Source organism: Paenibacillus sp. alder61, from assembly GCF_020179875.1.
Taxonomy (GTDB): Bacteria; Bacillota; Bacilli; order Paenibacillales; family Paenibacillaceae; genus Fontibacillus; species Fontibacillus faecis.
The window spans coordinates 236,968-263,234 of the sequence record NZ_JAIUDG010000006.1; the positions used below are offsets into that span (position 1 = coordinate 236,968).

At 54.6% G+C, this 26,267-nt stretch carries 19 protein-coding genes and 2 tRNA genes; 18 read left to right on the forward strand and 3 right to left on the reverse strand.

What is annotated here, in order from left to right; genetic code table 11:
• The first annotated feature begins 85 nt into the window (after positions 1-85).
• Complete coding sequence (locus tag LBW89_RS08555; RefSeq protein WP_211373292.1) at positions 86-388, forward strand: DUF5665 domain-containing protein; 303 nt, start codon at positions 86-88, stop codon at positions 386-388.
• On the opposite strand, the gene LBW89_RS08560 is transcribed toward LBW89_RS08555, so the two are convergent.
• Entirely contained in the window at positions 375-1,112 is a 738-nt protein-coding gene (locus tag LBW89_RS08560) for a TraR/DksA C4-type zinc finger protein (RefSeq protein WP_148451616.1), read from the reverse strand. The genes LBW89_RS08555 and LBW89_RS08560 overlap by 14 nt on opposite strands.
• Positions 1,113-1,328: 216 nt before the next feature.
• Here LBW89_RS08560 and lspA point away from each other — a divergent pair, with 216 nt between their 5' ends.
• The 3 genes from lspA to LBW89_RS08575 all read left to right on the forward strand — a co-directional run bounded on the left by lspA (position 1,329) and on the right by LBW89_RS08575 (position 4,218).
• Positions 1,329-1,829 (forward strand): signal peptidase II, encoded by a 501-nt coding sequence (lspA, locus tag LBW89_RS08565; protein WP_148451617.1) that lies wholly within the window; start codon positions 1,329-1,331, stop codon positions 1,827-1,829.
• Positions 1,826-2,776 (forward strand): RluA family pseudouridine synthase, encoded by a 951-nt coding sequence (locus LBW89_RS08570; protein ID WP_412066994.1) that lies wholly within the window; start codon positions 1,826-1,828, stop codon positions 2,774-2,776. The genes lspA and LBW89_RS08570 overlap by 4 nt, the downstream gene beginning before the upstream one ends.
• A 188-nt stretch (positions 2,777-2,964) precedes the next feature.
• Positions 2,965-4,218 (forward strand): LL-diaminopimelate aminotransferase, encoded by a 1,254-nt coding sequence (locus LBW89_RS08575; protein WP_225038958.1) that lies wholly within the window; start codon positions 2,965-2,967, stop codon positions 4,216-4,218.
• A 71-nt stretch (positions 4,219-4,289) separates the two neighbouring features.
• On the opposite strand, the gene LBW89_RS08580 is transcribed toward LBW89_RS08575, so the two are convergent.
• Positions 4,290-6,965, reverse strand: coding sequence for a YhgE/Pip domain-containing protein (locus tag LBW89_RS08580; protein ID WP_225038959.1), 2,676 nt, complete (start codon positions 6,963-6,965; stop codon positions 4,290-4,292).
• 573 nt (positions 6,966-7,538) lie between these two features.
• On the opposite strand from LBW89_RS08580, the gene pyrR reads away from it, so the two are divergent.
• From pyrR to pyrE, 7 genes are all read left to right on the forward strand, one after another.
• Entirely contained in the window at positions 7,539-8,102 is a 564-nt protein-coding gene (gene pyrR / locus LBW89_RS08585) for a bifunctional pyr operon transcriptional regulator/uracil phosphoribosyltransferase PyrR (RefSeq protein WP_148451621.1), read from the forward strand.
• Positions 8,099-9,010, forward strand: a complete 912-nt coding sequence (locus tag LBW89_RS08590; protein WP_148451622.1) for an aspartate carbamoyltransferase catalytic subunit — start codon at positions 8,099-8,101, stop codon at positions 9,008-9,010. Before pyrR ends, LBW89_RS08590 begins: the two co-directional genes overlap by 4 nt.
• Positions 9,011-9,068: 58 nt before the next feature.
• Entirely contained in the window at positions 9,069-10,358 is a 1,290-nt protein-coding gene (locus LBW89_RS08595) for a dihydroorotase (protein WP_225038960.1), read from the forward strand.
• A gap of 109 nt (positions 10,359-10,467) precedes the next feature.
• Positions 10,468-11,604, forward strand: coding sequence for a glutamine-hydrolyzing carbamoyl-phosphate synthase small subunit (gene carA / locus LBW89_RS08600; protein ID WP_148451624.1), 1,137 nt, complete (start codon positions 10,468-10,470; stop codon positions 11,602-11,604).
• Between the two features lies 1 nt (position 11,605).
• Complete coding sequence (carB, locus tag LBW89_RS08605; protein ID WP_225038961.1) at positions 11,606-14,818, forward strand: carbamoyl-phosphate synthase large subunit; 3,213 nt, start codon at positions 11,606-11,608, stop codon at positions 14,816-14,818.
• A gap of 100 nt (positions 14,819-14,918) precedes the next feature.
• Positions 14,919-15,656 carry an orotidine-5'-phosphate decarboxylase gene (gene pyrF, locus LBW89_RS08610; RefSeq protein WP_225038962.1) on the forward strand — a complete coding sequence of 246 codons (738 nt, stop codon included), beginning with the start codon at positions 14,919-14,921 and terminating at the stop codon, positions 15,654-15,656.
• Complete coding sequence (gene pyrE, locus LBW89_RS08615; protein WP_148451627.1) at positions 15,653-16,294, forward strand: orotate phosphoribosyltransferase; 642 nt, start codon at positions 15,653-15,655, stop codon at positions 16,292-16,294. Before pyrF ends, pyrE begins: the two co-directional genes overlap by 4 nt.
• A 79-nt stretch (positions 16,295-16,373) precedes the next feature.
• On the opposite strand, the gene LBW89_RS08620 is transcribed toward pyrE, so the two are convergent.
• Complete coding sequence (locus LBW89_RS08620) at positions 16,374-17,987, reverse strand: S-layer homology domain-containing protein (protein WP_225038963.1); 1,614 nt, start codon at positions 17,985-17,987, stop codon at positions 16,374-16,376.
• 241 nt (positions 17,988-18,228) lie between these two features.
• On the opposite strand from LBW89_RS08620, the gene LBW89_RS08625 reads away from it, so the two are divergent.
• The 7 genes from LBW89_RS08625 to LBW89_RS08655 all read left to right on the forward strand — a co-directional run bounded on the left by LBW89_RS08625 (position 18,229) and on the right by LBW89_RS08655 (position 25,924).
• Positions 18,229-19,071: an ABC transporter ATP-binding protein gene (locus tag LBW89_RS08625; protein ID WP_148451629.1), complete on the forward strand. Its 843-nt coding sequence runs from the start codon at positions 18,229-18,231 to the stop codon at positions 19,069-19,071.
• Positions 19,034-20,131: an efflux RND transporter periplasmic adaptor subunit gene (locus LBW89_RS08630; protein ID WP_225038964.1), complete on the forward strand. Its 1,098-nt coding sequence runs from the start codon at positions 19,034-19,036 to the stop codon at positions 20,129-20,131. The genes LBW89_RS08625 and LBW89_RS08630 overlap by 38 nt, the downstream gene beginning before the upstream one ends.
• Complete coding sequence (locus LBW89_RS08635) at positions 20,131-23,028, forward strand: ABC transporter permease (protein ID WP_225038965.1); 2,898 nt, start codon at positions 20,131-20,133, stop codon at positions 23,026-23,028. The genes LBW89_RS08630 and LBW89_RS08635 overlap by 1 nt, the downstream gene beginning before the upstream one ends.
• Before the next feature lie 11 nt (positions 23,029-23,039).
• On the forward strand, positions 23,040-23,933 hold the full coding sequence (locus tag LBW89_RS08640) for an ABC transporter ATP-binding protein (RefSeq protein WP_148452650.1): 894 nt from the start codon (positions 23,040-23,042) through the stop codon (positions 23,931-23,933).
• On the forward strand, positions 23,930-25,426 hold the full coding sequence (locus tag LBW89_RS08645) for an ABC transporter substrate-binding protein (protein ID WP_225038966.1): 1,497 nt from the start codon (positions 23,930-23,932) through the stop codon (positions 25,424-25,426). Before LBW89_RS08640 ends, LBW89_RS08645 begins: the two co-directional genes overlap by 4 nt.
• A 330-nt stretch (positions 25,427-25,756) precedes the next feature.
• Positions 25,757-25,830: transfer RNA gene (locus LBW89_RS08650), tRNA-Met, on the forward strand.
• A 20-nt stretch (positions 25,831-25,850) separates the two neighbouring features.
• Positions 25,851-25,924, forward strand: a tRNA-Ile gene (locus tag LBW89_RS08655).
• Positions 25,925-26,267: the final 343 nt, after the last annotated feature.

Consider the following 26,267-nt stretch of genomic DNA (forward strand, 5'->3'; position numbering starts at 1 on the left):
GGTGCGTATGAAGCGTCGTAAGGCAAAAAGAGAAGGGCGGCCCCAGACGGCCGCTGATCCGGAGAAGAGCGGAACCGTTCACGGAATGCCCCCCGATGAACAGATCGGCGCCATGTATCGGTTGACGCTCCAATGGGCCAGACAACTTGAAAAGTCCAAAATTGCCGAATACACCGAGCTGTTGAACCGGCCATGGCGCCTTATCCTGCTGAATCTGTTGTCCGGAACGGCACGCGGGGTCGGGATTGCGATCGGGTTTACTTTTTTTGCAGCCACGATCATTTATATTCTTCAGGTGCTGGGGGCGCTCAACCTCCCGATCATCGGCGATTATATCGCGGATATCGTTCGGATCGTGCAAAGGCAGTTGGAGCTCAATACCTATTAGACCCGGTTCCGAGCGAATCCTCGCTCTCCAAATGTTCGGTGGCCTGCATATGCTTGCGGTAAACGCCGTTGCGGTAGAACACGACGTTCTCGCCGTAAATATCGGTTGCGACAAACGATTCATACGGCTCGACAAAGCCGTCCAGCTCTTCCGACGCTTCGATTTCCATGTCATTGTATTCGTCGATTTCGTTGTCTTCGGCCAATGCGGGCGAATTGGAGGTTCCGAAGCTCTCCACGATCTGCCAGGCGTCTTCCCCGTCAAATCCGTTCTGGTCGCTGTGCTCGTCGAGACTGGTGCGCCCGAACGGCGGGGCGAGAAACAGTTCCTCCACCGGACGGGCGGCGGATACGAACGACTGGGGGCTGTCTTTTTGGCAATAGGCCGTTTCGGGCACCGCCTTCAACCGTTCGAAGCTGATCGGTTCGCCGCAGGTTTGACAGTAGCCGTAACGCCCTTCGGCCATGCGGTCCAAGGCGTCTTCAATCCGATGCAGCAGCTGTTCATTATGCTCGTTCAGCGCCAAATCTTTACCGCGTTCGAACATTTCCGTTCCGACATCGGCGGGATGGTTGTCGATCGGGGACAACTCACTGGTATTATCCCGCAGCGAGCCGCGAAGATTATAATGATCTTTCTCGACCAACCGGTGATAGGCGTCCTCCCGGGCGGCTTCCAGGTCCGATTTCAGTTCAGCCAACTGCTGTGATGTCAAATGAGACATGGCCTGATCTCCTTTCCGTAGTTCCATAAGACAAAGCATGGGGAATAAGAACGTACAGGTATTTTGCGCAGAAGCGTGACGTTTTACCTAAGGAAAATCCTATCGCTCATGGACGGGGGAATTCCGCCTGTGCTACAATATACAAGTCCTGAATGTGGTACATTCTGCCCTGAAACTTCAGTCGGCAGCCAACGAAAAAACGAGGTGACTATCCGCGTGATCTATTTTTTGCTTGCTTTTATCCTGTTTTTAATCGATCAGGGAACGAAATATTTAATTGCGGTCAACCTGAAGATCGGCGATCAGATTCCGGTGATCGGCAATTTCTTCCTGATTACGTCCCATCGGAATACCGGGGCCGCCTTCGGCATATTGGAAGGAAAGCGCTGGTTCTTCGTTACCATCACGGTTATTGTGGTGGCCGGGATTATTTGGTATTTGAACAAGGTCAAATCCTCGAACAACAAACTGCTGCCTACCGCGCTCTCGCTCGTTCTGGGCGGCGCCGTCGGCAATTTTCTGGACCGTGCGGTTGCCGGAGAGGTCGTCGATTTTCTGCAGTTTAACTTCGGTACTTATACATTTCCGATTTTCAATGTGGCGGACTCCTGCATCGTCATCGGCGTAGCCATGATCGTACTCGATTCTATCCTGGAGATGCGCCGGGAAAAACGTCAGCTAGCCGAGAACAACCATGAGGAGAAGGGACAAGTATGACGGAAGAAATGCCGCAGATGGATATGGATGATGAAAGTGTGCTGGAATGGACGGCGGATGCCGAGTCCGCCAAAGACCGGATAGACAAATACGTAAAGGCCCAAATGGGCGAGGATACTTCCCGCAGTCAGATCCAATTGTGGATCGAAGACGGGAATCTTACCGTAAACGGGTCCCCGGTCAAGGCGAATTATAAAATCGCTTCGGGCGACCTCATTGTACTGCGGATCCCCGAAGCGGAAGCGACCGAGATTGTTCCGGAGGATATACCTCTGGAGGTATATTACGAGGACAGCGACGTCATCGTGGTCAATAAGAAGCGGGGAATGGTGGTTCATCCGGCACCGGGCCATGCCTCGGGAACATTGGTTAACGCATTGATGTACCATTGTAAAGATCTTTCCGGCATCAATGGAGAATTGAGACCCGGGATCGTACATCGGATCGATAAAGATACTTCGGGCCTCTTGATGGCCGCCAAAAACGATAAGGCCCATGCGTCGCTGGCCGCTCAGTTGAAGGAGCATTCGGTCACCCGCAAATACTTTGCTCTAGTGCACGGAAATTTGGCTCATGATCAAGGAACGGTGGACGCGCCGATCGGACGCGACCCGCATGACCGCAAAATGTATACGGTGATCGAACGCAACAGCAAACCCGCCGTTACGCATTTTCAGGTGACGGAACGGTTTGGCGACTATACGTTGTTGGAATTGAAGCTGGAGACGGGACGCACCCACCAAATCCGGGTCCATATGAAGTTTATCGGCCACCCGTTAGTCGGCGATCCGCTATACGGGCGCAGCAAGGGGATCAGAATGGACGGCCAAGCCCTGCATGCCGCGGTCCTTGGATTTGTACATCCATCAAGCGGGGAATACCTGGAATTCCAGGCTCCGCTTCCGCAAGATATGGAGGACCTGCTTCATTCGCTGCGTAATCGATAGAGGATAGAGCATCTGCTTGTTTTCACCTTCGCGGGTTGGAACGGCAGGTGCTTTTTTATGTCAGATAAGCTCACTCGATCCTCGCGGCTAGGTTGAAAAGTACAAACGATCAGGTGATTAATCCATTCTCTAAAATGAACAATTCCCGCATATTTAAAGGGAGATTTCGAGAAGGAGATGGACTTTTCATGAGCGTTGAAACCTATCAGGAAACATACATCCAACAGCAATTTGCGAACCGGATCGGCGGTGCGAATTACGGCAAAGATACGGCCATTTATAAATTTGAAAAAATCAAACGGGCGAAAGCGGCGGCGAAGAAGGATTTTCCCGATGTCGAGCTGATCGATATGGGGGTAGGCGAGCCGGACGAAATGGCGGACAGCGGCATTGTGGCGAAGCTGGCCGAGGAAGCGGCCAAACCGGAAAACCGCGGTTACGCGGATAACGGGATCTCCGAATTCAAGGAAGCGGCGGCTGCCTATCTCAAGGCCGTATTCGGCGTGGATGGCATCGATCCGGCTACGGAAATCGTGCATTCCATCGGGTCTAAACCCGCCCTGGCCATGCTGCCGTCCTGCTTTATCAATCCCGGGGACATCACGATTATGACGGTGCCGGGTTATCCGATTCTGGGGACGCATACGAAATACTTGGGCGGGGAGGTTTACACCATACCGCTAACGGAGGAGAATCATTTCCTGCCGGATTTGGCCTCGATCCCGGAAGAGGTGGCGCGGAAAGCGAAGCTGCTTTATTTGAATTATCCGAACAATCCGACGGGAGCCAGCGCAACGGCGGCATTTTTTGCGGAAGTTGTGGAATGGGCCCGGAAGTATGAGGTCGTCGTTGTTCACGATGCCCCCTATGCCGCTCTCACTTATGACGGTTTGAAGCCGCTCAGCTTCCTGTCCGTACCCGGGGCCAAGGACGTCGGGGTCGAATTGCACTCCCTGTCCAAATCATATAACATGACGGGCTGGAGAATCGGGTTCGTCGCCGGCAATCCGCTCATTGTCAAAGCGTTCAGCGACGTGAAGGACAATAACGACTCCGGGCAGTTCATCGCCATCCAAAAAGCGGCTGCCTACGGCCTGGCGCACCCGGAAATTACCGAGAAAATTGCGGAGAAATATTCCCGCCGTCACGATATGCTGGTCGGTGCGCTGAATGAGCTGGGCTTCAAAGCCAAAAAGCCGCAGGGTTCGTTCTTCTTGTACGTGAAGGCGCCAAAAGGTGTCCAAGGCGGACCTTCCTTTGCTACGGCCGAGGATTTCTCGCAATACCTGATCCGCGAAAAACTGATCTCCACGGTGCCTTGGGATGACGCGGGCTGTTACGTCCGGTTTTCGGTAACCTTTGCGGCTAACGGGCCGGCCGAGGAAGAACGGGTCATCGGGGAAATCAAGCGCCGTCTTGGCGATGTGCCATTTGAATTTTAATGATCGTATATAGCTATAAACCAAAAAAGAGACCGGAGACGGTCTCTTTTTTGGCGTTCGCCGAATTCTGGTCAAGCGATAATTTTGGTCTTCTTGGCATTTTCGGCGGAACGCTTGGTCAGGCTGCTGAGCGGGCGTTTGAGCGCCAGGGCGATAAGCAAACTAAGCGCGATGAAAATGCAGAGACACACCACATCCTTGAGCGCGGTTTCCCATAAAATGCCCCCAACTGATTCACGCAGCAAACTGATGGCGTAGGTAAATGGCATGAACGGATTCAGTGCCTGAAAGAAAGGCGGAGTCATGCTGATCGGGAACGTTCCTCCCGAGCTGGAAAACTGGAACACCATGAAAATAATCGCGATGCCTTTGCCGATATTGCCAAACACGGAGAGCAGCGTGTACGTGATCGTGACGAATACGGCACTCACCAGCATGGCGAACAGTACAAACCATATTTTGTCCGCGACGTACGTTCCAAGGATCCAGATATCCCCGAGCGTAACGCAGACAGCCTGCAGCAATCCGATCGTCAGAAAAGTAGCGAGTCGCCCAAGATACAGCTGGTATGGGCGGAAACTCCCATTCGGATTTTCAGCTTCGGCACGAAGCAGGGAGATGAGCAGGGTAGAGCCAACCCATAGGGACAATACACCGTAAAACGGTGACATGGCCGAGCCGTAATTTGGAATAGGATACAGCTGGTTTTCTTTGATTTGTACCGGACTGGCAAGAAAAGCGCTCTCGGCTTCAATGTCGCCCCGCAGCAGCCGTGCAAGCTCTGCAAAATGGTTGTCATTCTCCACTTCCCTAAGTTTGGCCGCTGCCTTCCGGATCGCACTCTCCAATTCGGGCAGATCGCTGCGTACCAGGTCGGCTACGCGTGTTACCCCTTTTTGTACCTCGGGAAGCTGATGTTGCACAAAATCGGAGGCTTTGCCAATCTGTTGTTCCGCATGGGGCAGATCACTCTTGACAAAATTTGAAACTTCATCCAGTTTGTCCTTGACCTTGGGCAGATCAGTGCGGATCAACGGCGCCACCGTATTCAGCGCCTGAATAAAAGTGCTGCTTTTGTCCTGTAAAATCTGCGAGATATCGTGAACTTTGTCCTGAATTTGCGGCAGATCGCCTTGCAGCTTCGTCAATTCGCCCCGACCGAGCATTATGCCGTTTTTGGCCGTTGCGAGAATGTCGGCAACATCCGGTATGGCGTCTTGGGCGGCTTGGAGAGCCGTTGAAGAAACGGCAAGCATCGATTTTAAGTGAGCGGCACCTTCGGCAAGCGCAGGGGCGATCACGCTGTCATAAGTGCTCAGCACATTGCTGATTCCGCTGCTGATTTCCCGGGACAGTCCGTGCAGCCGGGCGATCACGTCTTCGGGTGGAGTGGCATTGCGGCGCATGGCATCGCTGACGATTCCAACCAGGCGGATTTGCAGCTGCAGCTTATCCGATAGGTCGTTCAGCTTGGAAACCTTGTTTCCCAGCGGGTGAGAAGGCAGGAAGTCGTTGATTTTGCCAAGCAGCTCCGCCATACTGTCCACGATACGTACCGCGATACCCAGACGGGAAGCAATCCGGTCCAGTTCATCAGGAGTAGGCAGCTTGCTCAAGTCGGTATTATGTAATCGTTCCAACACATCCCCGGCGGCATCGGTAATCTGCTGTACGAGCAGCAGATTCTGCCTGATGGATGGGCCGATTTGCTGGAATGCCTCCTCGCTGGAAGCGATGAAGCGGGTAACCCCTTCCGTCAGTTGTTTCCCTTCTTCCGCGATCCGGGATACGTTGCCCAGGTTCTGCTCGGCTGCGGAAACGATGTTCAGCGCTTTATCGGATTGATCCAGAGCCGCCTGGATCACTTCCGCTACTTCGCCAAAATGCCGGTCCACGTCCTGAATAAATCCGACAGCCTTTTGAAGCTCGGGGATCCGTTCCTGGATCTTCAATACCTCCGAAGCGGCGGATTCAATCTGCGGCCAGTGCTGCTGCACTTTTAGGATGTTTTGCGCGGCTTCGTCGATTTCGGGCAGCCTTTGCTCAATCTCCACGATTTTTTGCGCTTCCTGAACGATGCCGGGCATCGCCTGGTCCACTTCAATGATTTTTTGGCCCAGATTTTGAATTTGGGGAAGGTTTTTTTCCAAGGTGAAAATTCCGTTTTCCATTTTGCGCAGCGTCGGAAGCTGTGCGTTGATTTCGAACCCGGCTTCCTTGAGCTTGGTCAGAACGGCATCGCTGACCGCCTCCGTGAAATTTTCGTTGATTTGGGTCGTGACCGCGGATACCCCCGAGCCCGTAATTTTGGGCGCGATGGCATTCACTTTTTGATTCACCGAATATACCACCTGTGGGCGCTCGAGCTTACCTTCCACGATGCCTGTTATTTTGGACGAAAAATCGCCCGGAATCAACAGACTGGCGTAATATTTACCCGTCTGCACACCCCGTGCGGCCTCAGCCCGATCCACGAAAACCCATCCCAATTTATGGTTTTGCTTCAGGCTGGAGATCAGCTCGTCTCCGATATTGATCGTTTTGCCAATTACGGTTGTCCCCTGGTCCTCGGAAGTGACTGCGATTTTGATTCCCTGGGTGTTGCTGTAAGGGTCCCAAACGGATTTGATGTTAACCCAGTCGTAAACTCCGGGAAGCAGAATAATGGCCGCAATCAGAAATATGCCCGTTGGCACCTTAAGAATGTGAAGCCAGTCCGTTTTGTAAATGTGCCAAATGTTGCGCATATTTTCCTCCTCATGAATATGATCACACGTTTTTCTTACCCTGTTATATCGGATTTCATTCATCATACTTGTAGAGTCTGTATTAATATAAGAAAGTAAAGGATTTAAAGAAGCCGGTTTTACATTTACTATGGATAATTATGCAGGATTAATGTATAATTATAAATAACAAATGAGCTATGCTGGAAATGGATCTTTTTTATCCGGGCTGCTGAATAAAAAGAAACGCAGCAGAATCTTTTCGCCTGCGAAGGTGAGGTGTTGACAGGGGGATGTCTTTCTGTCATAATTCATGGAGACAAACGGACATATTGAACCAAAGTGCCCCGTGAGGCACTGCGATATGACCGTCATGAATAGCACCTTTAAATCAGTCCCGTGAGACTGGCAAGGTAACGTGAAGATCCATCGTTTATTGCTGCGGCAATAATATGACGATGCATCCCGAGAGTATACGTTCTTCGGCATACGCTGAAGTATGGAGACTCCTTGCCATCATCACCGGCAGGGAGTCTTTTTTGTTCTCTCGTCACGGGGCCATGATCTGAAGGGAAATCCTGAGGAGGCTGACGCATGAGCACAGAGACACATATCATAATGGATGAAACGGCGATCCGCCGGGCATTAACACGGATTGCCCACGAGATTCTGGAAAAAAACAAAGGAATTGAAGGCTGTGTGCTGATAGGCATTCGCACCCGTGGTGTACACCTCGCTGAAAGGATTGCCGCCAAGATCGAAGAGATTGAAGGCGCCAAGGTCCCCTGGGGGGAACTGGATGTAACTTCTTACCGGGATGACCGTTCGGACCAGATTGGAGCACAGCGCGAGGAAATCCTCAAGATGAGGCCTGAGTCCCTGACCATTCACGACAAAAGGGTCGTTTTATTTGATGATGTGCTGTACACCGGACGCACCATTCGCGCAGCGATGGACGCCCTGATGGACTGCGGGAGACCCCAGAGCATTCAACTGGCGGTACTCGCGGATCGCGGGCACCGGGAACTGCCCATCCGCCCTGACTTTATCGGAAAAAACGTGCCTACCTCCAGATCGGAGCAGATCGAGGTAGCATTGAAGGAAACGGATGGGCAGGATGAAGTAAGGATCATTCAACAGCGGGGGGAACAAGGATGACTATGACCGCATCGGCGATGAAAGAACACAGCTTACTTGGACTCAAGGACCTCAGCGCCTCGGAAATCGGGTCGATCCTGGACCGGGCCGCTTACTGGGAAAGCAGAAGCGAGAAAGTCATTCCCGTTCTGAAAGACCGTTTTGTGGCCAACATGTTTTTCGAGAATAGCACGCGGACCCGGTTTTCTTTTGAAATGGCCGAAAAAAGACTCGGGGCGCAGGTGCTGAACTTTGCGGCCGCGGTCTCCAGCGTGGAGAAAGGCGAGTCGATTTACGATACGGTGCGGACGCTCGAATCGATGGGCATCGATGCCGGGGTTATCCGCTTGAAACCGGTCGGCGTTCTGGCCGAGCTGGCCAGCCGGATTTCGGTGCCGCTCGTCAATGCGGGTGACGGCAACAACGAGCACCCGACGCAAGCGCTGCTCGATCTGTACACGATGAAGAAGCACTTCGGGGAACTGAAGGGACTCAAAGTGTCGATTATCGGCGACATTAAACACAGCCGCGTCGCCCGGTCCAATCTGTGGGCGCTGCAAGCCATGGGAGCGGAAGTCAAGCTGTGCGCCCCGGAAAGTATGCAGGCTCCGGAACTCGGCCGCTACGCTCCCTACGTACCGATGGACGAAGCGCTTTGCGCGGACGTCGTTATGATGCTGCGGGTCCAGCTGGAGCGCCATGCCGAGGGACTGCTCAAATCGCCGGACCAGTACCGGCTGCAGTACGGGCTGACGGAGGAGCGGGCCGCCAAGCTTGCCCCGCATGTCATCATCATGCACCCCGCCCCAGTCAACCGGAACGTCGAGATCGACGACGCCGTTGTCGAACACCCGCAGTCGCGAATTTTTACCCAGATGGCGAACGGGGTGCCGATCCGTATGGCGGTCATGGAAAGAGCTTTGAAATAGAAGGGAAACGTCACATCTCCTTTACAATAAATCGCACTGAAAACCGGAGGATTCATCCATGCAGCTAATTATAAAAAACGCAAGCGTTCTGAACGATGAAGGGCAATTGGAGCTTAAGGACATCACGGTGAAGGGCGGCTTGATCGAACAGATCAGCCCTTCGGCGGAGAACACGGCCAAAAACGAGGCGGACGGCGCGCAGGTGCTGGATGCCGGCGGCAAACTGGTCACTCCAGGATTTATCGATATGCACGTTCACCTAAGAGAGCCTGGCTTTGAACATAAGGAAACGATTGAAACCGGGTCTCGTTCCGCCGCGAAAGGCGGCTTCACGACGATCGCCTGCATGCCGAACACCCGGCCCGTGACGGATAATCCCGAAACGGTGTCGTTCGTACGGCAGAAGGCCAAGGAAGCGGGACTGGTTCGCGTCCTGCCTTACGCCGCGATTACGAAGAGCGAACTGGGAAGGGAGCTGACGGATTTTGCCGCGCTGAAAGTCGCCGGAGCGATCGGTTTTACGGACGACGGGGTCGGCGTACAGAGCGCGCAAATGATGAAGGATGCCATGAAGCTGGCCGCGTCGCTGAACATGCCGGTCATCGCGCACTGCGAGGATAACTCGCTGGTGGAGGGGGCGCCGGTAGCCGAAGGCGAATTCGCCAGACGACACGGCCTGAAAGGGATTCCAAACGAGTCGGAAGCCATTCACGTCGGCCGCGATATCCTGCTGGCGGAAGCCACGGGCGTTCACTACCATGTCTGCCATGTCAGCACGGAGCAATCGATCCGGCTGATCCGCCAGGCCAAACAAATCGGCATCAACGTGACGGCGGAGGTTTGCCCGCACCACTTGATTCTGGCCGAGGAAGACATCCCGGGGCTGGATGCGAACTGGAAGATGAATCCGCCGCTCCGCTCAAGACGCGATGTGGAAGCTTGTATCGAAGCGCTGGAAGACGGCACGATCGATATTGTGGTGACGGATCACGCGCCGCATAGCGCGGAGGAGAAAGCCAAAGGGATGCAACTGGCCCCATTCGGGATCGTCGGTTTCGAAACGGCGTTTCCGCTGCTTTACACCAAGTTTGTCGCGGAGGGCCGCTGGAGCCTTCAAATGCTGGTGAAGCGCATGACCGAGGATCCGGCCAGAGTGTTCGGCCTCGAGACGGGGCGCCTCGCGGTCGGAAGTCCCGCCGATTTGGCGATCGTCGACCTGGAGAAGGAGCGGGAAGTCGATCCCGAACAATTTGCCTCCAAGGGACGGAACACTCCGTTCGGCGGGTGGAAGCTGAAAGGCTGGCCGGTCGCCACCATCGTGGCCGGGAAAGTGGTCTGGAGCGAGTAATAAAACAATAAATGACGGGTCAGTTACAACGTTGACAATGCCCATACATGTGGCTAACCCAAAATGGGGATAGAGAACTTATAAAACAGACAAAAAGGAGTGCTGCAGGATGCAGGCAAGATTGTTATTGGAAGACGGCACGCTGTTTACCGGAACATCGTTCGGCGCGGAAGTGGAGAAAACCGGCGAGGTCGTCTTTAATACGGGAATTACGGGTTATCAGGAAGTATTGTCTGATCCTTCTTACTGCGGACAAATCGTGACGATGACATACCCGCTGATCGGGAATTACGGCATTTCGCGGGATGATTTCGAGTCGATCGCCCCGTCGATCCACGGGTTCGTCGTCCGCCGGTATGAGCCGACGCCAAGCAATTGGCGGGCGCAGTACAACCTGGGCGACCTCTTGAAGGAATACGGCATCCCCGGGATTACGGGGATCGATACCCGGATGCTGACCCGGATTATCCGTCAGCACGGAACGATGAAGGGCGTTATCACCACCTCCGACAGTTCGGTATCCGAGCTTCTCGCCCTGATGGAATCCACCAGCATCGATGAGCTGCGGAATCAGGTGGCCCGGACCTCGACCCGGCATATCTACAGCAGCCCCGGCTCGAAGGAACGGGTGGTGCTCGTCGACTTTGGCGCGAAAAGCGGGATTCTCCGCGAACTGAACAAACGGGACTGCGACGTGGTGATCGTGCCGCATGATACGACCGCCGACGAAATTCGCCGCCTCCACCCGGACGGGATCCAGTTGTCCAACGGACCGGGGGATCCGAAGGATGTGCCTTACGCCGTGAAGATGATCTCCGAACTGCTGGGCGAGTATCCGATTTTCGGCATCTGCCTCGGACACCAACTGCTCTCGCTGGCTTGCGGAGCCGACACGGAGAAGTTGAAATTCGGACATCGCGGCGGCAACCATCCGGTTAAGGATCTGGAAACCGGACGCTGCTACATCACATCGCAGAACCACGGCTACACGGTCAACGAAGCTTCCCTGGCGGGGACGGACCTCGTAGTTACGCATATCAACAACAACGACAAGACGGTCGAAGGCGTCAAACACGTCAAATACCCGGCCTTTTCGGTACAGTACCATCCCGAAGCGGCGCCTGGGCCTTACGACAACAGCTACCTGTTCGACCACTTCATCGAGATGATCAGAGAACATAAGCGGTTGAACCCGCAAAAACCGCGTCAGGCGGAATTGATGGCCGCAGCGAAAGGAGCCCAGTAATATGCCGATCAACAAAGAACTCAAAAAAATCCTCGTCATCGGATCCGGTCCGATCGTCATCGGTCAGGCGGCGGAGTTTGACTACGCCGGCACCCAAGCCTGTCAGGCGCTGAAAGAAGAGGGCGTGGAAGTTGTGCTCATCAACAGCAACCCGGCTACGATCATGACCGACACGAACATGGCGGATAAAGTATATATCGAACCGATCACCCTGGAATTCGTCACGCAAATTATTCGCCAGGAACGTCCCGACGGCCTGCTGCCTACGCTGGGCGGTCAGACCGGCTTGAATATGGCGGTCGAGCTGGCCCGTGCGGGCGTGCTGGAGCGCGAAAACGTAAGGCTGCTCGGAACGCAGCTCAGCTCGATCGAGAAAGCGGAAGACCGGGATCTGTTCCGCGACTTGATGCGCGAATTGGAGCAGCCGGTTCCGGAGAGCACGATCATCACTTCCGTGGAAGAAGCGCTGAGTTTCGCCCGGGAGATCGGCTATCCTGTCATCGTACGCCCGGCCTATACGCTCGGCGGCACCGGCGGCGGCATTTGCGCCACGGAGGAAGAATTGAAGGAAACCGTCGCCTCCGGGATCCGTTATAGCCCCATCGGGCAGTGCTTGATCGAGAAATCGATCGCGGGCATGAAGGAAGTCGAGTATGAAGTCATGCGCGACGCCAACGACAACTGTATCGTCGTTTGTAATATGGAGAACTTTGATCCCGTCGGCGTACATACCGGGGACAGTATCGTCGTGGCTCCGAGCCAAACGCTGTCCGACCGGGAGTACCAGATGCTGCGTTCCGCCTCGCTCAAGATCATCCGGGCGCTCAACATCGAGGGCGGCTGCAACGTCCAGTTTGCGCTCGATCCGCAAAGCTTCCAATACTATGTGATCGAGGTCAATCCGCGGGTCAGCCGGTCCTCGGCGCTTGCCTCCAAGGCAACGGGCTACCCGATCGCCAAAATGGCGGCCAAAATCGCCCTCGGCTATACGCTGGATGAGATCGTCAACCCGGTCACGGGTCAAACGTACGCTTGCTTCGAACCGACCCTGGATTACATCGTCAGCAAAATCCCGCGCTGGCCGTTCGATAAATTCGTTCATGCCAACCGGAAGCTCGGCACGCAGATGAAAGCGACCGGCGAAGTGATGGCCATCGGCCGGACGTTTGAGGAGTCGATTCATAAAGCGGTTCGTTCGCTCGAAATCGGCACGCACCGCCTCTATCTGAAGGGGGCCGACCAACTCGATACCGACACGCTGAACCAGCGTCTGATCAAAGCGGATGACGAGCGGTTGTTCCTGGTGGCCGAAGCGTTCCGCCGCGGTTACTCCCTGCAGCAGATTCAGGATCTGACCCAGATCGACTGGTGGTTCCTGGACAAAATCGAGGGCTTGATCGCCTTCGAACGCAAAATCGCCGCCGAACCGGAACTGACTTATGAAACGCTGTACGAAGCGAAGCGTCTCGGCTTTACGGACCGGGCGATCGCGGAGCTCCGCGCCGCATCCCAACCTTCCGGCACGCATCTGACGGAGGAAAGCGTCACGCTGTTCCGGAAAGAAAGAGGGCTCCGGCCGGTCTATAAAATGGTAGACACCTGCGCCGCCGAATTCGAAGCTTCGACGCCGTACTACTATTCGACTTACGAAACCGAAAATGAAGTGACCCATACCGATAAAGAGAAGATCGTCGTTCTCGGCTCCGGCCCGATCCGGATCGGCCAAGGGATCGAATTCGACTACTCGACCGTTCACGCGGTTTGGGCGATACAAAAAGCCGGTTACGAGGCCGTGATTATCAATAACAACCCCGAGACGGTGTCCACGGATTTCAACACTTCGGACCGGCTTTACTTCGAACCGCTCTTCTTCGAGGACGTGATGAACGTGATCGAACAGGAGAAGCCGGTGGGCGTCATCGTTCAGTTCGGCGGACAGACGGCCATCAACCTGGCCGCGCCGCTTAAGGCGGCCGGCGTTCGGATTCTCGGCACCTCGCTGGACAGCATCGACGAGGCCGAGGACCGCAAGAAATTCGAAGCCCTGCTGTCCAGGCTGAACATCGCCCAGCCGAAGGGCAGCACGGTCACCTCGGTAGACGAGGCGGTCGGCACCGCCCAATCGCTCGGCTATCCGGTGCTGGTGCGCCCGTCCTATGTCCTGGGCGGACGCGCGATGGAAATCGTGTACTCCGACGCGGAGCTGCTGAAGTACATGGAGGAAGCGGTCAACATCAACCCGCAGCATCCGGTACTCATCGACCGCTATATGTTGGGCAAAGAGGTGGAAGTGGACGCGATCTGCGACGGCGAGACCGTACTCGTTCCCGGCATCATGGAGCATGTCGAACGGGCGGGCGTCCATTCCGGCGACTCGATCGCCGTATATCCGCCGCAATATCTGTCCGACGAACTGAAGAAGAAAATCGTCGACATTACAATTAAGATCGCCAAGGAGCTCAAAACGGTCGGCCTGGTGAATATCCAGTTCGTCATCTATAAAAATGAAGTGTACGTGATCGAAGTCAATCCGCGCTCTTCCCGGACGGTTCCGTTCCTCAGCAAGGTAACGAACATTCCGATGGCCAATGTGGCCACGAAATGCATTCTCGGCGCCAAGCTCAAGGAGCTGGGCTACCAAGAGGGGCTCTGGCCGGAGAGCGACCAGGTGTCGGTAAAAGTGCCGGTGTTCTCTTTTGCCAAGCTGCGCCGGGTTGAGCCTACACTCGGTCCTGAGATGAAATCGACCGGCGAAGTGATGGGCCGCGATCCGCAGTACGCCAAGGCTCTGTACAAAGGCCTGATCGGAGCGGGGATGAAGATTCCTTCCACGGGCGCCATCATCGCCACCGTGGCGGATAAAGATAAGCAGGAAGCGGTCGAATTGCTGCGCGGCTTCTACAGCCTGGGCTACAAGATCATCGCCACGGAAGGAACGGCTTCCGCGCTGATCGAAGCGGGAATCCACGTTACGACCGTAAACAAACTGACCGAGGGCGTGCCGAACATCCTGGATCTGATTCGCAACGGGGAAGCCCACTTCGTCATTAACACGCTGACCCGGGGCAAAGAACCGGAGCGGGACGGCTTCCGGATTCGCCGGGAAGCGGTGGAGAACGGCATCGTCTGCATGACCTCGCTCGATACCGTCCGGGCTTTGCTGAATATGCTGGAGACGATCAACTTCTCCTCGCAGGCCATGCCCAGCTTGTAAGCAAACACTTGGATAGGATTAGGTTAGCAGGATAGAGAACAACGCGGCTCCGAAGCGGCTTAAGCCCCTCGGAGCCGCAAGTATGACAGGAGGAGAAATCATGTCTTTGTCGTTCGAACAAGCCGCGAATAAACTGATGGTCGCGTTGGATTTCCCTGATGCGGAGCAGGCCAAAGGGTTGATTCAAACTCTGGAAGGCATCCCGTGTTACATGAAGGTGGGAATGCAGTTATTCTACGCGTCCGGGCCGGATTTCGTTAAAGAGTTGAAGTCCAGGGGATACTCCGTATTTCTCGATTTGAAAATGCACGATATCCCGAACACGGTCAAAGGCGGAGCCCGAAGCATCACCCAGCTTGGCGTGGATATGTTCAATCTCCACGCGGCGGGCGGGTTGAAGATGATGACCGCGGCGCAGGAAGGAATCCAGGCCGCGCTGGAGGACGATTCATCGCTGAAGAAGCCGCTCTTGATCGCCGTCACCCAGTTAACCAGCACCAATCAGGAGACGCTGAACCGGGAGATCGGCATACCGGGGTCGGTCGAGCAGTCGGTGCTGGCCTATGCGGCTTTGGCCCAAAAGGCGGGTTTGGACGGCGTAGTCGCCTCCCCTCTTGAAGTACAGGCCATCAAGGGGCAGTGCGGCACGGCGTTTATGACCGTCACACCGGGGATTAGGCCGGCCGGAAGCGAATCCGGCGATCAGTCCCGAACCCTTACACCGGGCCAGGCCATCGGGCAGGGAACGGACTATATCGTGGTAGGACGTCCGATTACGGCGGCGAGCGACCCGCGCGAAGCGGCGGAACAAATTATTGAGGAGATGAGGCAAGCATGATCAATAACGAGCAAATAGCGAAGGAAATTGCGGGACGCCTGCTGGATATCGGCGCGGTGGCGCTGCGTCCGCATCAACCGTTTACCTGGACTTCGGGCATCAAGTCGCCGATCTATTGCGACAACCGGCTGACGATGTCTTATCCGGACATCCGCGATCTGATCGCGGAATCTTTTGCGGCGATCGTCCGGGAATCCTACCCGGAAACCGAGGTGATTGCGGGCACCGCCACCGCGGGGATTCCCCATGCGGCGTTCGTCGCCCAGAAGCTCGGGCTGCCCATGGCCTATATCCGCGACAAAGCCAAAGGGCACGGGAAGGAAAACCAAATCGAAGGGCTGATCCGTACGGGGCAAAAGGTCATCGTTATCGAAGACCTGATCTCCACGGGCGGCAGCTCCATCAAGGCCGCTCAGGCCGTGCGCGAAGCGGGGGCGGATGCGCTGGGCGTACTGGCGATTTTCAGCTATCAGTTGGACAAGGCGGTTCAGGCCTTTGCCGACGCGGGAATCCCGCTGCGGACATTATCCAACTACGGCGCGCTGATCGACGTGGCGGTGGAGCGCGGCGAGATCCAGTCGGAAGATCTGGCGCTGCTGAAATCCTGGAGAGAAGATCCCGGCTCATTCGGAAAATAAAATGACGCATGAAAAAAGAGGTTGTTCCGAAACCGTCATTCATGATGACGGGGAACAACCTCTTTTTTCCGGTATGTGCTTAATGGCCGGGGCCGATGATCGCGTCGTATTTCGCCGCGTTGCGCAAAGCCGGCCAAACCTCGGGCGTTTCGCCGCCGATATGCCAATAGGCGAAGCCCGCGATGTCCCTGGACATAGCCAGGTTGTATTTGCTTGTGAGCGAGCGGGTCTCTTCCAGCCAAATCCGGCGCGGGTTGCCGGAGGCACGGTAGTCCGCCACGTATTGACCGAGATTTTCGTTCCAAGCGGACTTGGCTCCGAACCGCTTGATTCTCTCGAATTGTTCGGAAAGTTTCAGGTCTTCGGATGGCGCCGCCGCCGTTGAGCCGCCGCCAATCATCCAATCCCTCGAAAATAAAGGCAGCGCCAGGATGACCTTGGAGGAGGGGACTTTGCGCAGCAGGTTGTCCAATCCTTTCTCAAGCCAGGGCAGGGAGGCGACGGACCCCGCTTTGCCTCCGCTCCAATGCTCGTCGTAGCCCATCAGCACGATGTAATCGGCGCTTTTTCCCAGTGCCGCGTAATCGTAGGCTTCGGTCCAGTCGGTCTGGAAATCCGGCGACAAGTCTACGGACAGCACCATATTCTGTTCGTGCAGCCTACGGGCAAATTCGGCGACGAACGAGGTGAAGGCCTCCCGGTCTTCGGGTGCGACATTTTCGAAGTCGAGATTGATCCCCTGAACTCCGGTTTGCACCGCCGAATTTACAACGCGGGCGATCAATTCGGAGGACTTCGCCTTGGAAGTCAACAGGGTATGCGTCGCTTCCTGATCGAAACGGTTACCGAAGAGAGGCCATACTTGTTTCCCCTGCTGCTTGGCCCACGACACCAGGGAAGCCTCGCTCTCGTTCGTAACGCTCCCCTCCTTGGTTAAAAAGAACCATCGGGGCGACAGCACATTAATGTTGGAATGGAGTATGGACTGTTTAAACTGCGCATCGGTCTGGTCGTACTGCCAACCGATCTGGATGGAAGGCCGTGCCGGGGTGGATAACTTCGCGCTCCAAGTCGGATTTTGCAGAAGGCGATCCATAACGGCCGCGATTTCCTGCCGGGTCAAGGCCTGCCCCGGGAAAAAACGCCCATCGTTTCCGTTCATCAAACCGGGTTTCGAAACGGCATACACTTCAGGACGCGCCCATGCGGCGATGGAGGCATCGTCTTTGTATTTCCCGTCGGCTGCCGGGCCGCTGGCGTAGGCGGCGTTCAAGATCCGGCTCAGCCAGACGGCGGCCTCCTGCCGGCTCACCGGCTCGGCGGGCGCGAATCGTCGCGAGCTCTTGCCTTGGGTCAGCCCCAGGTCGGTGGAAGCCTGGATGCTCTGGTAGTACCAGGCTCCGCCAGGGACGTCTTCGAATGCCGGAATCGGGGAGGCCACGGGCTCCAGACCCAGCAGGCGCTGGATCGTGACGGCAAATTCCGCTCGGGATATCGGCTCGGCCGGTGAAAACCTGGTAGGGGTGGTGCCTTTCATCAAACCTTTTTCATATAAACGAATGATAGCATCTTTGGCATAGCTGGACCCGATATCGCTGAATGGCGGTTCTTTGGCGTAAGCGGTTTGCTGGGGCCGTAAGCCGGCGGAAATCAGAACGAGCAGGAGCAGTGCGGTTTTAACGGGTTTTATCATAACGTCCTCGCTTCCAAATTCAGTATGAAATCTCTTAATACTGTAATACTACCAAAAACTAATCTATCGATCAGCGCGAAAAATATGGAAACAAAAATATCAATATCGTAAAATTTCTTGTAACTTTTTGGCATGAATTTTCGTTTATAATGCAGACGTGAAGGATACATAGAGCGAAAGCGAACCCGCCCGGAGCGTCTAGGGCAGCCAATATTAAATGATGCTAGGAGACCGATACACAATGATGCGATGGCTTCGCAAACCAGTTCAATCCAAAGAAGCTGAAGCGCCGTCCGATGCCCCGGCCTCGGGGCCGACGGATGCTCCAGCGCAACCGATAACCGATGAATCCGTTGAACATGCACCGCAAGTTCCCGAAGCGAAACCGATTGTTCCGAAACCCAAGGACGAGGGACCGGTTTTGATCGTCAGGGAGGTGCATCGCTCTTTCCCGGTGGGAGGCGGTGAAATCCACGTCCTGAAAGGAATCAACATGGAGGTGCGTCCCGGACAGCTCGTCATGCTGAAAGGCAGATCGGGTTCGGGGAAAACAACGCTCCTTAACATGCTGGGGGGTCTGGACCAACCGTCCAGCGGCGAGATTTTATTCAGGGATCAACCGCTTCATCAACTGAACGATGACAAGCGCACCTTATTGCGGCGGAATCAGATCGGCTTTATTTTTCAGGCTTACGCTTTGCTGCCGTTGCTGTCGGCCTGGGAAAACGTCGAACTCTCGCTGCGGATGGCCGGTGTTCCCCAGTCCGAGTGGAAGAAGCGCGTAACGCACTGCCTTGAGCTGGTCGGCTTGGGCAAGCGCATGTTCCACCGGCCGTTTGAACTTTCCGGGGGGGAGCAGCAGCGCGTGGCGATCGCCAAGGCGATCGCGCACCGTCCCCAATTGCTGTTGGCGGATGAGCCGACCGCGAATCTGGACTCGCAAATGGGAGCCCAGGTCATGTCCGTATTTAAAAACATCATACATACGGAGCAAATGACGATTTGTATGACTACTCACGATCCTACAATCTTGGAGGTAGCAGACCATGTTTACGAAATGGTGGATGGAAGGTTTATCAATTAGAAAAAGAAGATTGGGCCGTACGCTGGGCCTTGTGGCGCTCTGCGCCGTCTTTGTCGTGTCGACGGGCTGCGGCCTGCTTCCGAATGAAGAAGAGGAAGAGGTACTGCCGGTTATTACGCCTCCTACGATTTCTAAGAAACCGGAATATGAAGTGCGTTCCGAACCGATCGAGCTCAGCGTGAACGCTGTCGGGAAATTGATGAGCCAGCGGGAAGAGCCGCTTTATTTCACGGAGGACGGGCTGCACATCAAAGAAGTGAAGGTCAAGCCCGGAGACAAGGTGAAGAAAGGCGATGTGCTCATCCAATTGGACGTAGAGCAATTGCAGAGGGATCTGCGCAAGAAGCGCCTGGATTTCCGTCAGCAGGAAATCACCATGAAAGAAACGCTGCGGACCAAGGATGAAATGAGCGAAGTGGATTTTGAAAAAGCGGCCATCGTCTTTGATGAACAGCGCCAGGAGCTCGCCGATCTTGAGAAGAAAATCGCCGACGGTACACTGAAAGCTCCGTTCGCGGGGACGATTGTATCGATGAGCGCCCAGAAGGGAGCCACGATCAAGGCATACGAATCGCTGGGGATCATCTCCGACACTTCCTCGCTGGTTGTAGCCGCCTCTTTCTCCAAAGAAGACTTGGAGAAAATCTCCGTCGGCATGAAGGCCAAGGTGGATATCAATGCTGCCGGCGTGTTTGACGGCAGAGTCAAGGTCATGCCGGTGAACACCGGCTCCAACAACGGGAACAACGGCAATAACGATGGAAACCAACCTCCCGAGAAGGATTCGATCGACAAGTATCTGATCGTTCAGCTCGACAAATGGCCGAAGGACGTTGAGCGCGGCCGCCAGCTCAGCGTTTCGATCGTTACGCAGCGGAAGGAGAACGCGGTGCTGATTCCGATTTCCGCCTTGCGCTCCATCGGCTCCCGTACGTATGTACAGGTCATCGAGAAAGATGGGACGAAGCGTGAAGCCGATGTGGAGGTCGGAATCCAGACCTCGACGGACGTCGAAATTCTTAAAGGGCTCTCGCCGGGGCAGAAAGTAGTGGGTCGCTAATGGGTCTTCCTTTACTACGTCTGCTGTTCCGCAAAATGTGGAACACCAAATGGCTTACCCTGAGCACTTTGCTCGGCCTGGTAGTCGCGGTCTCGTTTACGGTGAGCATACCGATGTACTCGGACGGTTCTCTGAAGCGGGTCGTCTCCAGCACGCTGAAAGCGGAGAGCGAGGGACTGCCGGCGGGTTCCCTGGTTATGAGTTATCAGGCTCCGGGTGGCGCCAAAACTGATTTGGCCGGGCTTGAAGCGGTAAACCAATATATTGTCGAGGATGTCCCGAAACAAATCGGATTTCCTTATCAGAGTTATGTCAACACCCGTTCGATCCGGGGAACCGAAGTCTACCCCCAGGATCCGACCAAGGTCGATGCCAGCCGGACGAGAACGATGGGCATCTCTTCGATGAGCGGCCTGAAGGATCACATCACGGTATCCAACGGGAAGATGTTTTCGGACCAGGTGAGCGGCAATGTGATCGAAGCCATGATGTTGGAAGAGGGGATGTACCGACAGGACCTGCACGTCGGCGATGTGATGGAATATCCCGTAACCAATGGGGCCGATGTGACATTGAAAGTGAAGATCGTCGGGGTGTTCCAGCCGCTTAACGATACGGATGCCTACTGGTATCAAGGTCTCGACGGGATGATGAATACGTTCTACGTCAGCGAGAAGGCGTTCCACGAAGGCCTTCTGAAGCAATTAAACATACCGATTTACAGCTCCAGCTGGTATTACGCATTTGATTTGCGGGAGATCAAGACCGGTCAAATCGGGCCTTTGTCCAGTACGCTGGATCGCCTGAATATCGAGCTGTACCAGAAGCTGAAGGATACCAAGGTGGACATTTCCTTCGGCAATCTGCTGGACGATTTCCGCAAGCAAAGCTTGCAAATGCAGACGCTGCTGTTCACGCTGGCGGCGCCGATGATCGCCATGGTCTTTTACTTTATCGTGATGAACGCCCGTCAGTCCCTCGATAAGCAGCAAAGCGACATCGCCGTTTTACGAAGCCGGGGAGCTTCGACGAAGCAGATTGTATTTATTTATTTGCTGGAAGGGATTCTCCTCGGGGTGGTCTCGCTGATTGCGGGACCGCTGCTGGGATGGTTTATGTCCAAGAGCATCGGCTCGGCCGACGGATTTTTGGCTTTCGTCAACCGGAAATCGATCCCGGTCGGGTTTAACTACGATGCGCTCGCCATGGGGGCCGCCGCGGTAATCATCGCCATCTTGGCAACGCTGCTGCCGGCGATCTCCTATGCCCGGGCTTCGATCGTCAACGCGAAGCGGAAACAGGCGCGTTCCGACCGTCGTCCGGGTTGGCAGCGCTGGTTTATCGATATCCTGCTTATGGGGATAGCCGCATACGGTTATTACCTGTTCTATGAGCGGCAAGTGCTGACGTTCCAGACCGGAATGACCACGGATGAGCTGCAGGTGCAGCCGTTCCTGTTCTTTGTTCCGGCGTTGGCGATTTTCTCGATCGGCCTGTTCTTTCTGCGGGTCTTCCCGTGGATTCTCAAACTGATCGGCTGGGTCGGCAAGAAGTGGCTGCCCGTACCGTATTATCTAAGCTTGACGCAGCTGTCGCGTTCGGCATCTTCGTATTATCCGCTGATGATTTTGCTCGTCTTGACGCTCGGTCTCGGGGTATACAACGCCTCGGCCGCCCGGACGATCGATATCAATTCCACGGAGCGCACGCTTTACAAATACGGTGCCGATGTAATCATGCAAACGGTTTGGGAAGCGACGCCGGAGATGTCGAAGAAACCGCCGAGCAAAAACGGTCAGGGGCAAGGCGGCTCCGGGGGGGCAGGCGGCGGAGGCCAAGGCGGAGGACAGGGAGGACCCGGAGGCGGTCAAGGCGGAGGACAACAACCGCCCGCCAAACTGATATATTCGGAGCCTCCGTTCGAAGCGTTCCGCCAGCTTGAAGGCGTGGAGCATGCCGCCCGCGTGCTGCAAACGAAAGGCAATATCATTATTTCCGGCCGTTCGGCCGGGCAGGGGAATATCATGGGGATCGACAATGTCGATTTCGCCAAGGTCGCCTGGTTCCGGAACGATCTTTTTCCCGCACATCCTTATCAATATTTGAATCTATTGGGGATGAACGAGAGCGCCGCCTTGATTCCGTCAAACTTGGCGGAGAAATACAAACTGAAAGCCGGCGACGTATTCACGGTTTCCATGGGTGAGGCGACGATGGAATTTGCGGTCTACGGCATCCTTCCTTATTGGCCTAGTCAATATCCGGACGATAAGCCGTTTATCATCGCCAATCTGGATTATATTTACGATCAATCGCCGCTCGTTCCGTACGAAGTCTGGCTGAAGATGAAGCCGGATGCGAAGGTGGCTCCGCTGATTACGAAGCTGGCGGAGAAGAACATCGATCTTTACTCCGTCAAGGATGTGAGAAGCGAACTCGCCGCGCAAAGCAAGCATCCGACACGGGGCGGAGTGTTCGGCATCCTGAGTTTGGGATTCATCGTATCGGTCATCGTTTCTTTGATCGGTTACGTGTTGTACTGGTTCTTTAATTTGTCGGGCCGTGTCGTGCAGTTCGGGATTTTGCGCGCGATGGGGTTATCGCGGAAACAGCTGACCTTTATGCTGTTGACCGAACAAATTTTGACGGCGGGTCTTTCCATCGTACTGGGGATCGTGATCGGGAAAGTCGCCGGCCAGCTGTATCTTCCGTTTTTGCAAACGACGGATAATGTTACGACGCAGGTGCCGCCATTCCGCATCATCTTTAATTCTTCGGATACTATGAAACTTTATGTGGTTGTTCTGGTGATGCTGATTATGGGAGCCGGGCTGTTGTTCTGGCAAATCCGGCGCCTCCGTGTCCATCAGGCCGTGAAGATGGGAGAGGAGCGGTAAAGATGAGTAGTATGATCCATTGCGAAGGATTGGTTAAAATTTTCAAATCGGAAGACATCGAGGTCGTCGCGCTCCAAGGCCTGAACTTGACGGTTGAGGAAGGCGAGATGATGGCCATCATCGGGAATAGCGGCAGCGGGAAATCGACGCTGCTCAATATGCTCGGCGGCCTCGACCGTCCCTCCGCGGGCCAGGTTCATGTCGGGGGATGGGACCTGCTCAAAATTTCGGACGATCAATTGGTGGAATACAAGCGAAAGACGGTAGGCTTCGTATGGCAGAACAACGCCAGAAACCTGCTGCCTTACTTGACGGCTCTGGAAAACGTAGAGATGCCGATGCTGCTGACCGGAAAGCTGGATCGGGCTTACGCCAAACAGCTTTTGGAATGGGTGGGGTTGAAAGATCGGATGCATAACAAGCTCCACCAGCTTTCCGGCGGGGAACAGCAGCGTGTGGCCATCGCCATTTCCCTTTCCAACCGCCCGAAAATGCTGCTCGCCGACGAACCTACGGGTTCTGTGGATACGGCCACTTCGGATAAGATCATGGATATTTTCAGGAAAGTCAATAAGGAATTGGGCATTACGATCGTTATCGTAACCCATGATTTAACCTTGGCCGGCAAAGTGGACCGGGTTGTCGCCATTCGCGACGGATTGACGAGTACGGAATTTGTGAAGCGAAATCCGAATCTGGATCTGGCCGCCGGGGACGCCGGATTGGGTGGCGGAGGTTTGCAGGAAGTGCATGAAGCGTTTGTGGTCGTTGACCGGGTCGGTCGGCTGCAGGTGCCCAAGGAGTATTTGGAGGCCGTGGGTATCGGCGGACGCGCTAGCATGGAATTTGATGGAGAGAAGATCGTCATTACGGCGCCGAAATCACTGGAGGGGGATAAGTCATGAATAACAGCAAATCCGGAAAGCTGAGAAAGACGCTAACGGTCACACTGGCTGCGACAATGGCATTGGGGTTGCTGTCCGGCTGTAACGGGAGTAAGGCGGCGTCGGAGAAAGAGGAGAAAGTGCTGCGTATCGGCATGATGTACGGGAGCTCGGACGACTCTTGGTTCCGCCAGCAGTACACGGACATTTTCGAATATACCAATCCGAATATCAAAATCGAGTTGGTGACCGCCATCGATAACAACCAATACCGTTATAGCGACGGTTCGGAGCCTTATGAACAGCCGGATCAATTGGAGAGCATGAAGAAGATCATGACCGGCAGCAACCCTGTGGATGTCGTCGTAACGGACACGGGGACATTGAAACAATTGATTGAGGAAAACCTGGTGAAGCCGCTCGATCCGATGATTCAAGAGGATAAGTTCGATACGAGCGATTTCGTGCCGGCCGTCATTGACGGCCTCAAGGACCTGGGGGGCGGAACGCTTTACGGGCTGGCCCCATCGTTCAGTTCGTCGGCACTTTACTATAATAAACAATTGTTTACCGATGCCGGGGTAGAGCCGCCTACGGATAAATCAACCTGGGATGATATTTTCAACAAGGCCCGACTCGTGGCGAAAGGTGAAGGGAAAGACCGCGTGTTCGGCTTCTCCTTCAATCGTTACAGAGGCCAGGATCCGTTTTGGGATATGCAATACACCTACATGAGCGGTCTTCAATTGAAAACTTTCGATGACAAAGCGGAAACGATGACGGTCAACTCTCCGCAGTGGATCAAGGTTTGGGAGACGATCAGCAAATTGGCCAAAGACAAAATCATGCCGGATAACTCCAGTTATGATCCAAACGAACCTTGGACCCCGCTCAGCGACGACCTGTTCCTTTCCGGAAAAGTGGCGATGACGATCGATGGCAGCCATTATATTAACGAGTTGGCTGACGCGAACAATAATGCCGCCAAAATTAAAAATTTCAAGCCGGTGGACTGGGACGTGGTGACGATGCCTGTTCATCCGGAGAAACCGGACGTAGGCGGCAACATCAATCTCAGCAATACGTTCTCGATTAACAACAACGCTCCGAATGCCGAAGCGGCGTGGCAGTTCATCAAGTTTGTTAACGGAGAAGAATTCGCGAAGCTGAAATCCCGGAGCAACACGTATGAGATGGTGTCCCGCAAATCTTATATCCAGCCAAAACAGGGATTGTCCTATAATATTCAGGCTTTTTATTCGCTGAAGCCTTTCCCGCCTACCAATGCCAAGACCGATAAATTGATGATGGAGAAACCGGGTCTTTACAGCGTGACAACCGTGGGGAGAATCTACTTCCAGCAAGTGATGGAGAACAAGAAGACGCCGGAGGAGGCGCTCAAGGAATGGGCGGAGAAGGGGAACAAGATGCTCCAGGAAATCAAGCTCAATCCGAAAACGCAATTCCAGGAAGACGGTACGCCGTTCGTACCTGAAGAGGCAACGAAAGGTTAACCGCAGAGCCTATGGGCCGCCCTTAAAAAGGGCGGCTTTTTTTGTCGGGAATTGGGTAATCTATAGGTAAGATGGGAAGGCTTCATAATACGACGAAAGGAGTAAAGAGGATGCGCTGGGTGTATTTTAACAAGCTGTACAGAACAAAATTTCAAGCGGGCTGTCTTGCCCGGAGATTGGAACATGACGGTTGGATTTACGGGTTTGACGAAATGCGGGCGATTGAAATTTTTCGATCGAGAAAAGGAAAATATGGAGTAAGATTTATCCCTTAACCCTTGACTTGGAGGGCAGTAATCGTGTATATTATTGATTGTCGCTATTTACTGACGCGGGGTGGAGCAGCCCGGTAGCTCGTCGGGCTCATAACCCGAAGGCCGCAGGTTCAAATCCTGCCCCCGCAATCTAAATTTGTTTGGAACGCGGGCCCTTAGCTCAGTTGGTTAGAGCGGTCGGCTCATAACCGATTGGTCACAGGTTCGAGTCCTGTAGGGCCCATATGTAAGAGAACCCCTTGCCTAGCAAGGGGTTTTTGCTTCGGGCTTTAGCCAGTTGAGCTGGCGAAGCGTGCGAAACAAAAAATCACCTGATGGGGTCGTTATCATAGGAATGTTCAAGCTACTATGTATAACGAAAGGAAAAGGTAGCTTAATGGCTAATCGAAGTGATATGTCACATAACAAAGAGGCGTCTAGTGTGCTTCCAAGCTTCCTAGGTAGCGTCAAGAAGTTTGTGTAAGCAGTAGAATATTCATCAAGGGTAGATGAATGGGGGATTTGGTGGGGAGGGGAACCCTCCCCACCAAACTCCAGATCACGCTAGTTATCAGTATTGTTGTCAG

What these genes read in the sequence shown, in the direction of transcription:
- LBW89_RS08645 (WP_225038966.1), top strand. Translation starts at nt 23,930, where the DNA reads ATGAATAACAGCAAATCCGGAAAGCTGAGAAAGACGCTAACGGTCACA.
- LBW89_RS08595 (WP_225038960.1), top strand. Translation starts at nt 9,069, where the DNA reads ATGCAGCTAATTATAAAAAACGCAAGCGTTCTGAACGATGAAGGGCAA.
- pyrE (WP_148451627.1), top strand. Translation starts at nt 15,653, where the DNA reads ATGATCAATAACGAGCAAATAGCGAAGGAAATTGCGGGACGCCTGCTG.
- LBW89_RS08640 (WP_148452650.1), top strand. Translation starts at nt 23,040, where the DNA reads ATGATCCATTGCGAAGGATTGGTTAAAATTTTCAAATCGGAAGACATC.
- LBW89_RS08625 (WP_148451629.1), top strand. Translation starts at nt 18,229, where the DNA reads ATGATGCGATGGCTTCGCAAACCAGTTCAATCCAAAGAAGCTGAAGCG.
- LBW89_RS08630 (WP_225038964.1), top strand. Translation starts at nt 19,034, where the DNA reads ATGTTTACGAAATGGTGGATGGAAGGTTTATCAATTAGAAAAAGAAGA.
- pyrR (WP_148451621.1), top strand. Translation starts at nt 7,539, where the DNA reads ATGAGCACAGAGACACATATCATAATGGATGAAACGGCGATCCGCCGG.
- carA (WP_148451624.1), top strand. Translation starts at nt 10,468, where the DNA reads ATGCAGGCAAGATTGTTATTGGAAGACGGCACGCTGTTTACCGGAACA.
- LBW89_RS08575 (WP_225038958.1), top strand. Translation starts at nt 2,965, where the DNA reads ATGAGCGTTGAAACCTATCAGGAAACATACATCCAACAGCAATTTGCG.
- LBW89_RS08580 (WP_225038959.1), bottom strand. Translation starts at nt 6,965, where the DNA reads ATGCGCAACATTTGGCACATTTACAAAACGGACTGGCTTCACATTCTT.
- LBW89_RS08635 (WP_225038965.1), top strand. Translation starts at nt 20,131, where the DNA reads ATGGGTCTTCCTTTACTACGTCTGCTGTTCCGCAAAATGTGGAACACC.
- carB (WP_225038961.1), top strand. Translation starts at nt 11,606, where the DNA reads ATGCCGATCAACAAAGAACTCAAAAAAATCCTCGTCATCGGATCCGGT.
- LBW89_RS08560 (WP_148451616.1), bottom strand. Translation starts at nt 1,112, where the DNA reads ATGTCTCATTTGACATCACAGCAGTTGGCTGAACTGAAATCGGACCTG.
- LBW89_RS08555 (WP_211373292.1), top strand. Translation starts at nt 86, where the DNA reads ATGCCCCCCGATGAACAGATCGGCGCCATGTATCGGTTGACGCTCCAA.
- LBW89_RS08570 (WP_412066994.1), top strand. Translation starts at nt 1,826, where the DNA reads ATGACGGAAGAAATGCCGCAGATGGATATGGATGATGAAAGTGTGCTG.
- pyrF (WP_225038962.1), top strand. Translation starts at nt 14,919, where the DNA reads ATGTCTTTGTCGTTCGAACAAGCCGCGAATAAACTGATGGTCGCGTTG.
- LBW89_RS08620 (WP_225038963.1), bottom strand. Translation starts at nt 17,987, where the DNA reads ATGATAAAACCCGTTAAAACCGCACTGCTCCTGCTCGTTCTGATTTCC.
- LBW89_RS08590 (WP_148451622.1), top strand. Translation starts at nt 8,099, where the DNA reads ATGACTATGACCGCATCGGCGATGAAAGAACACAGCTTACTTGGACTC.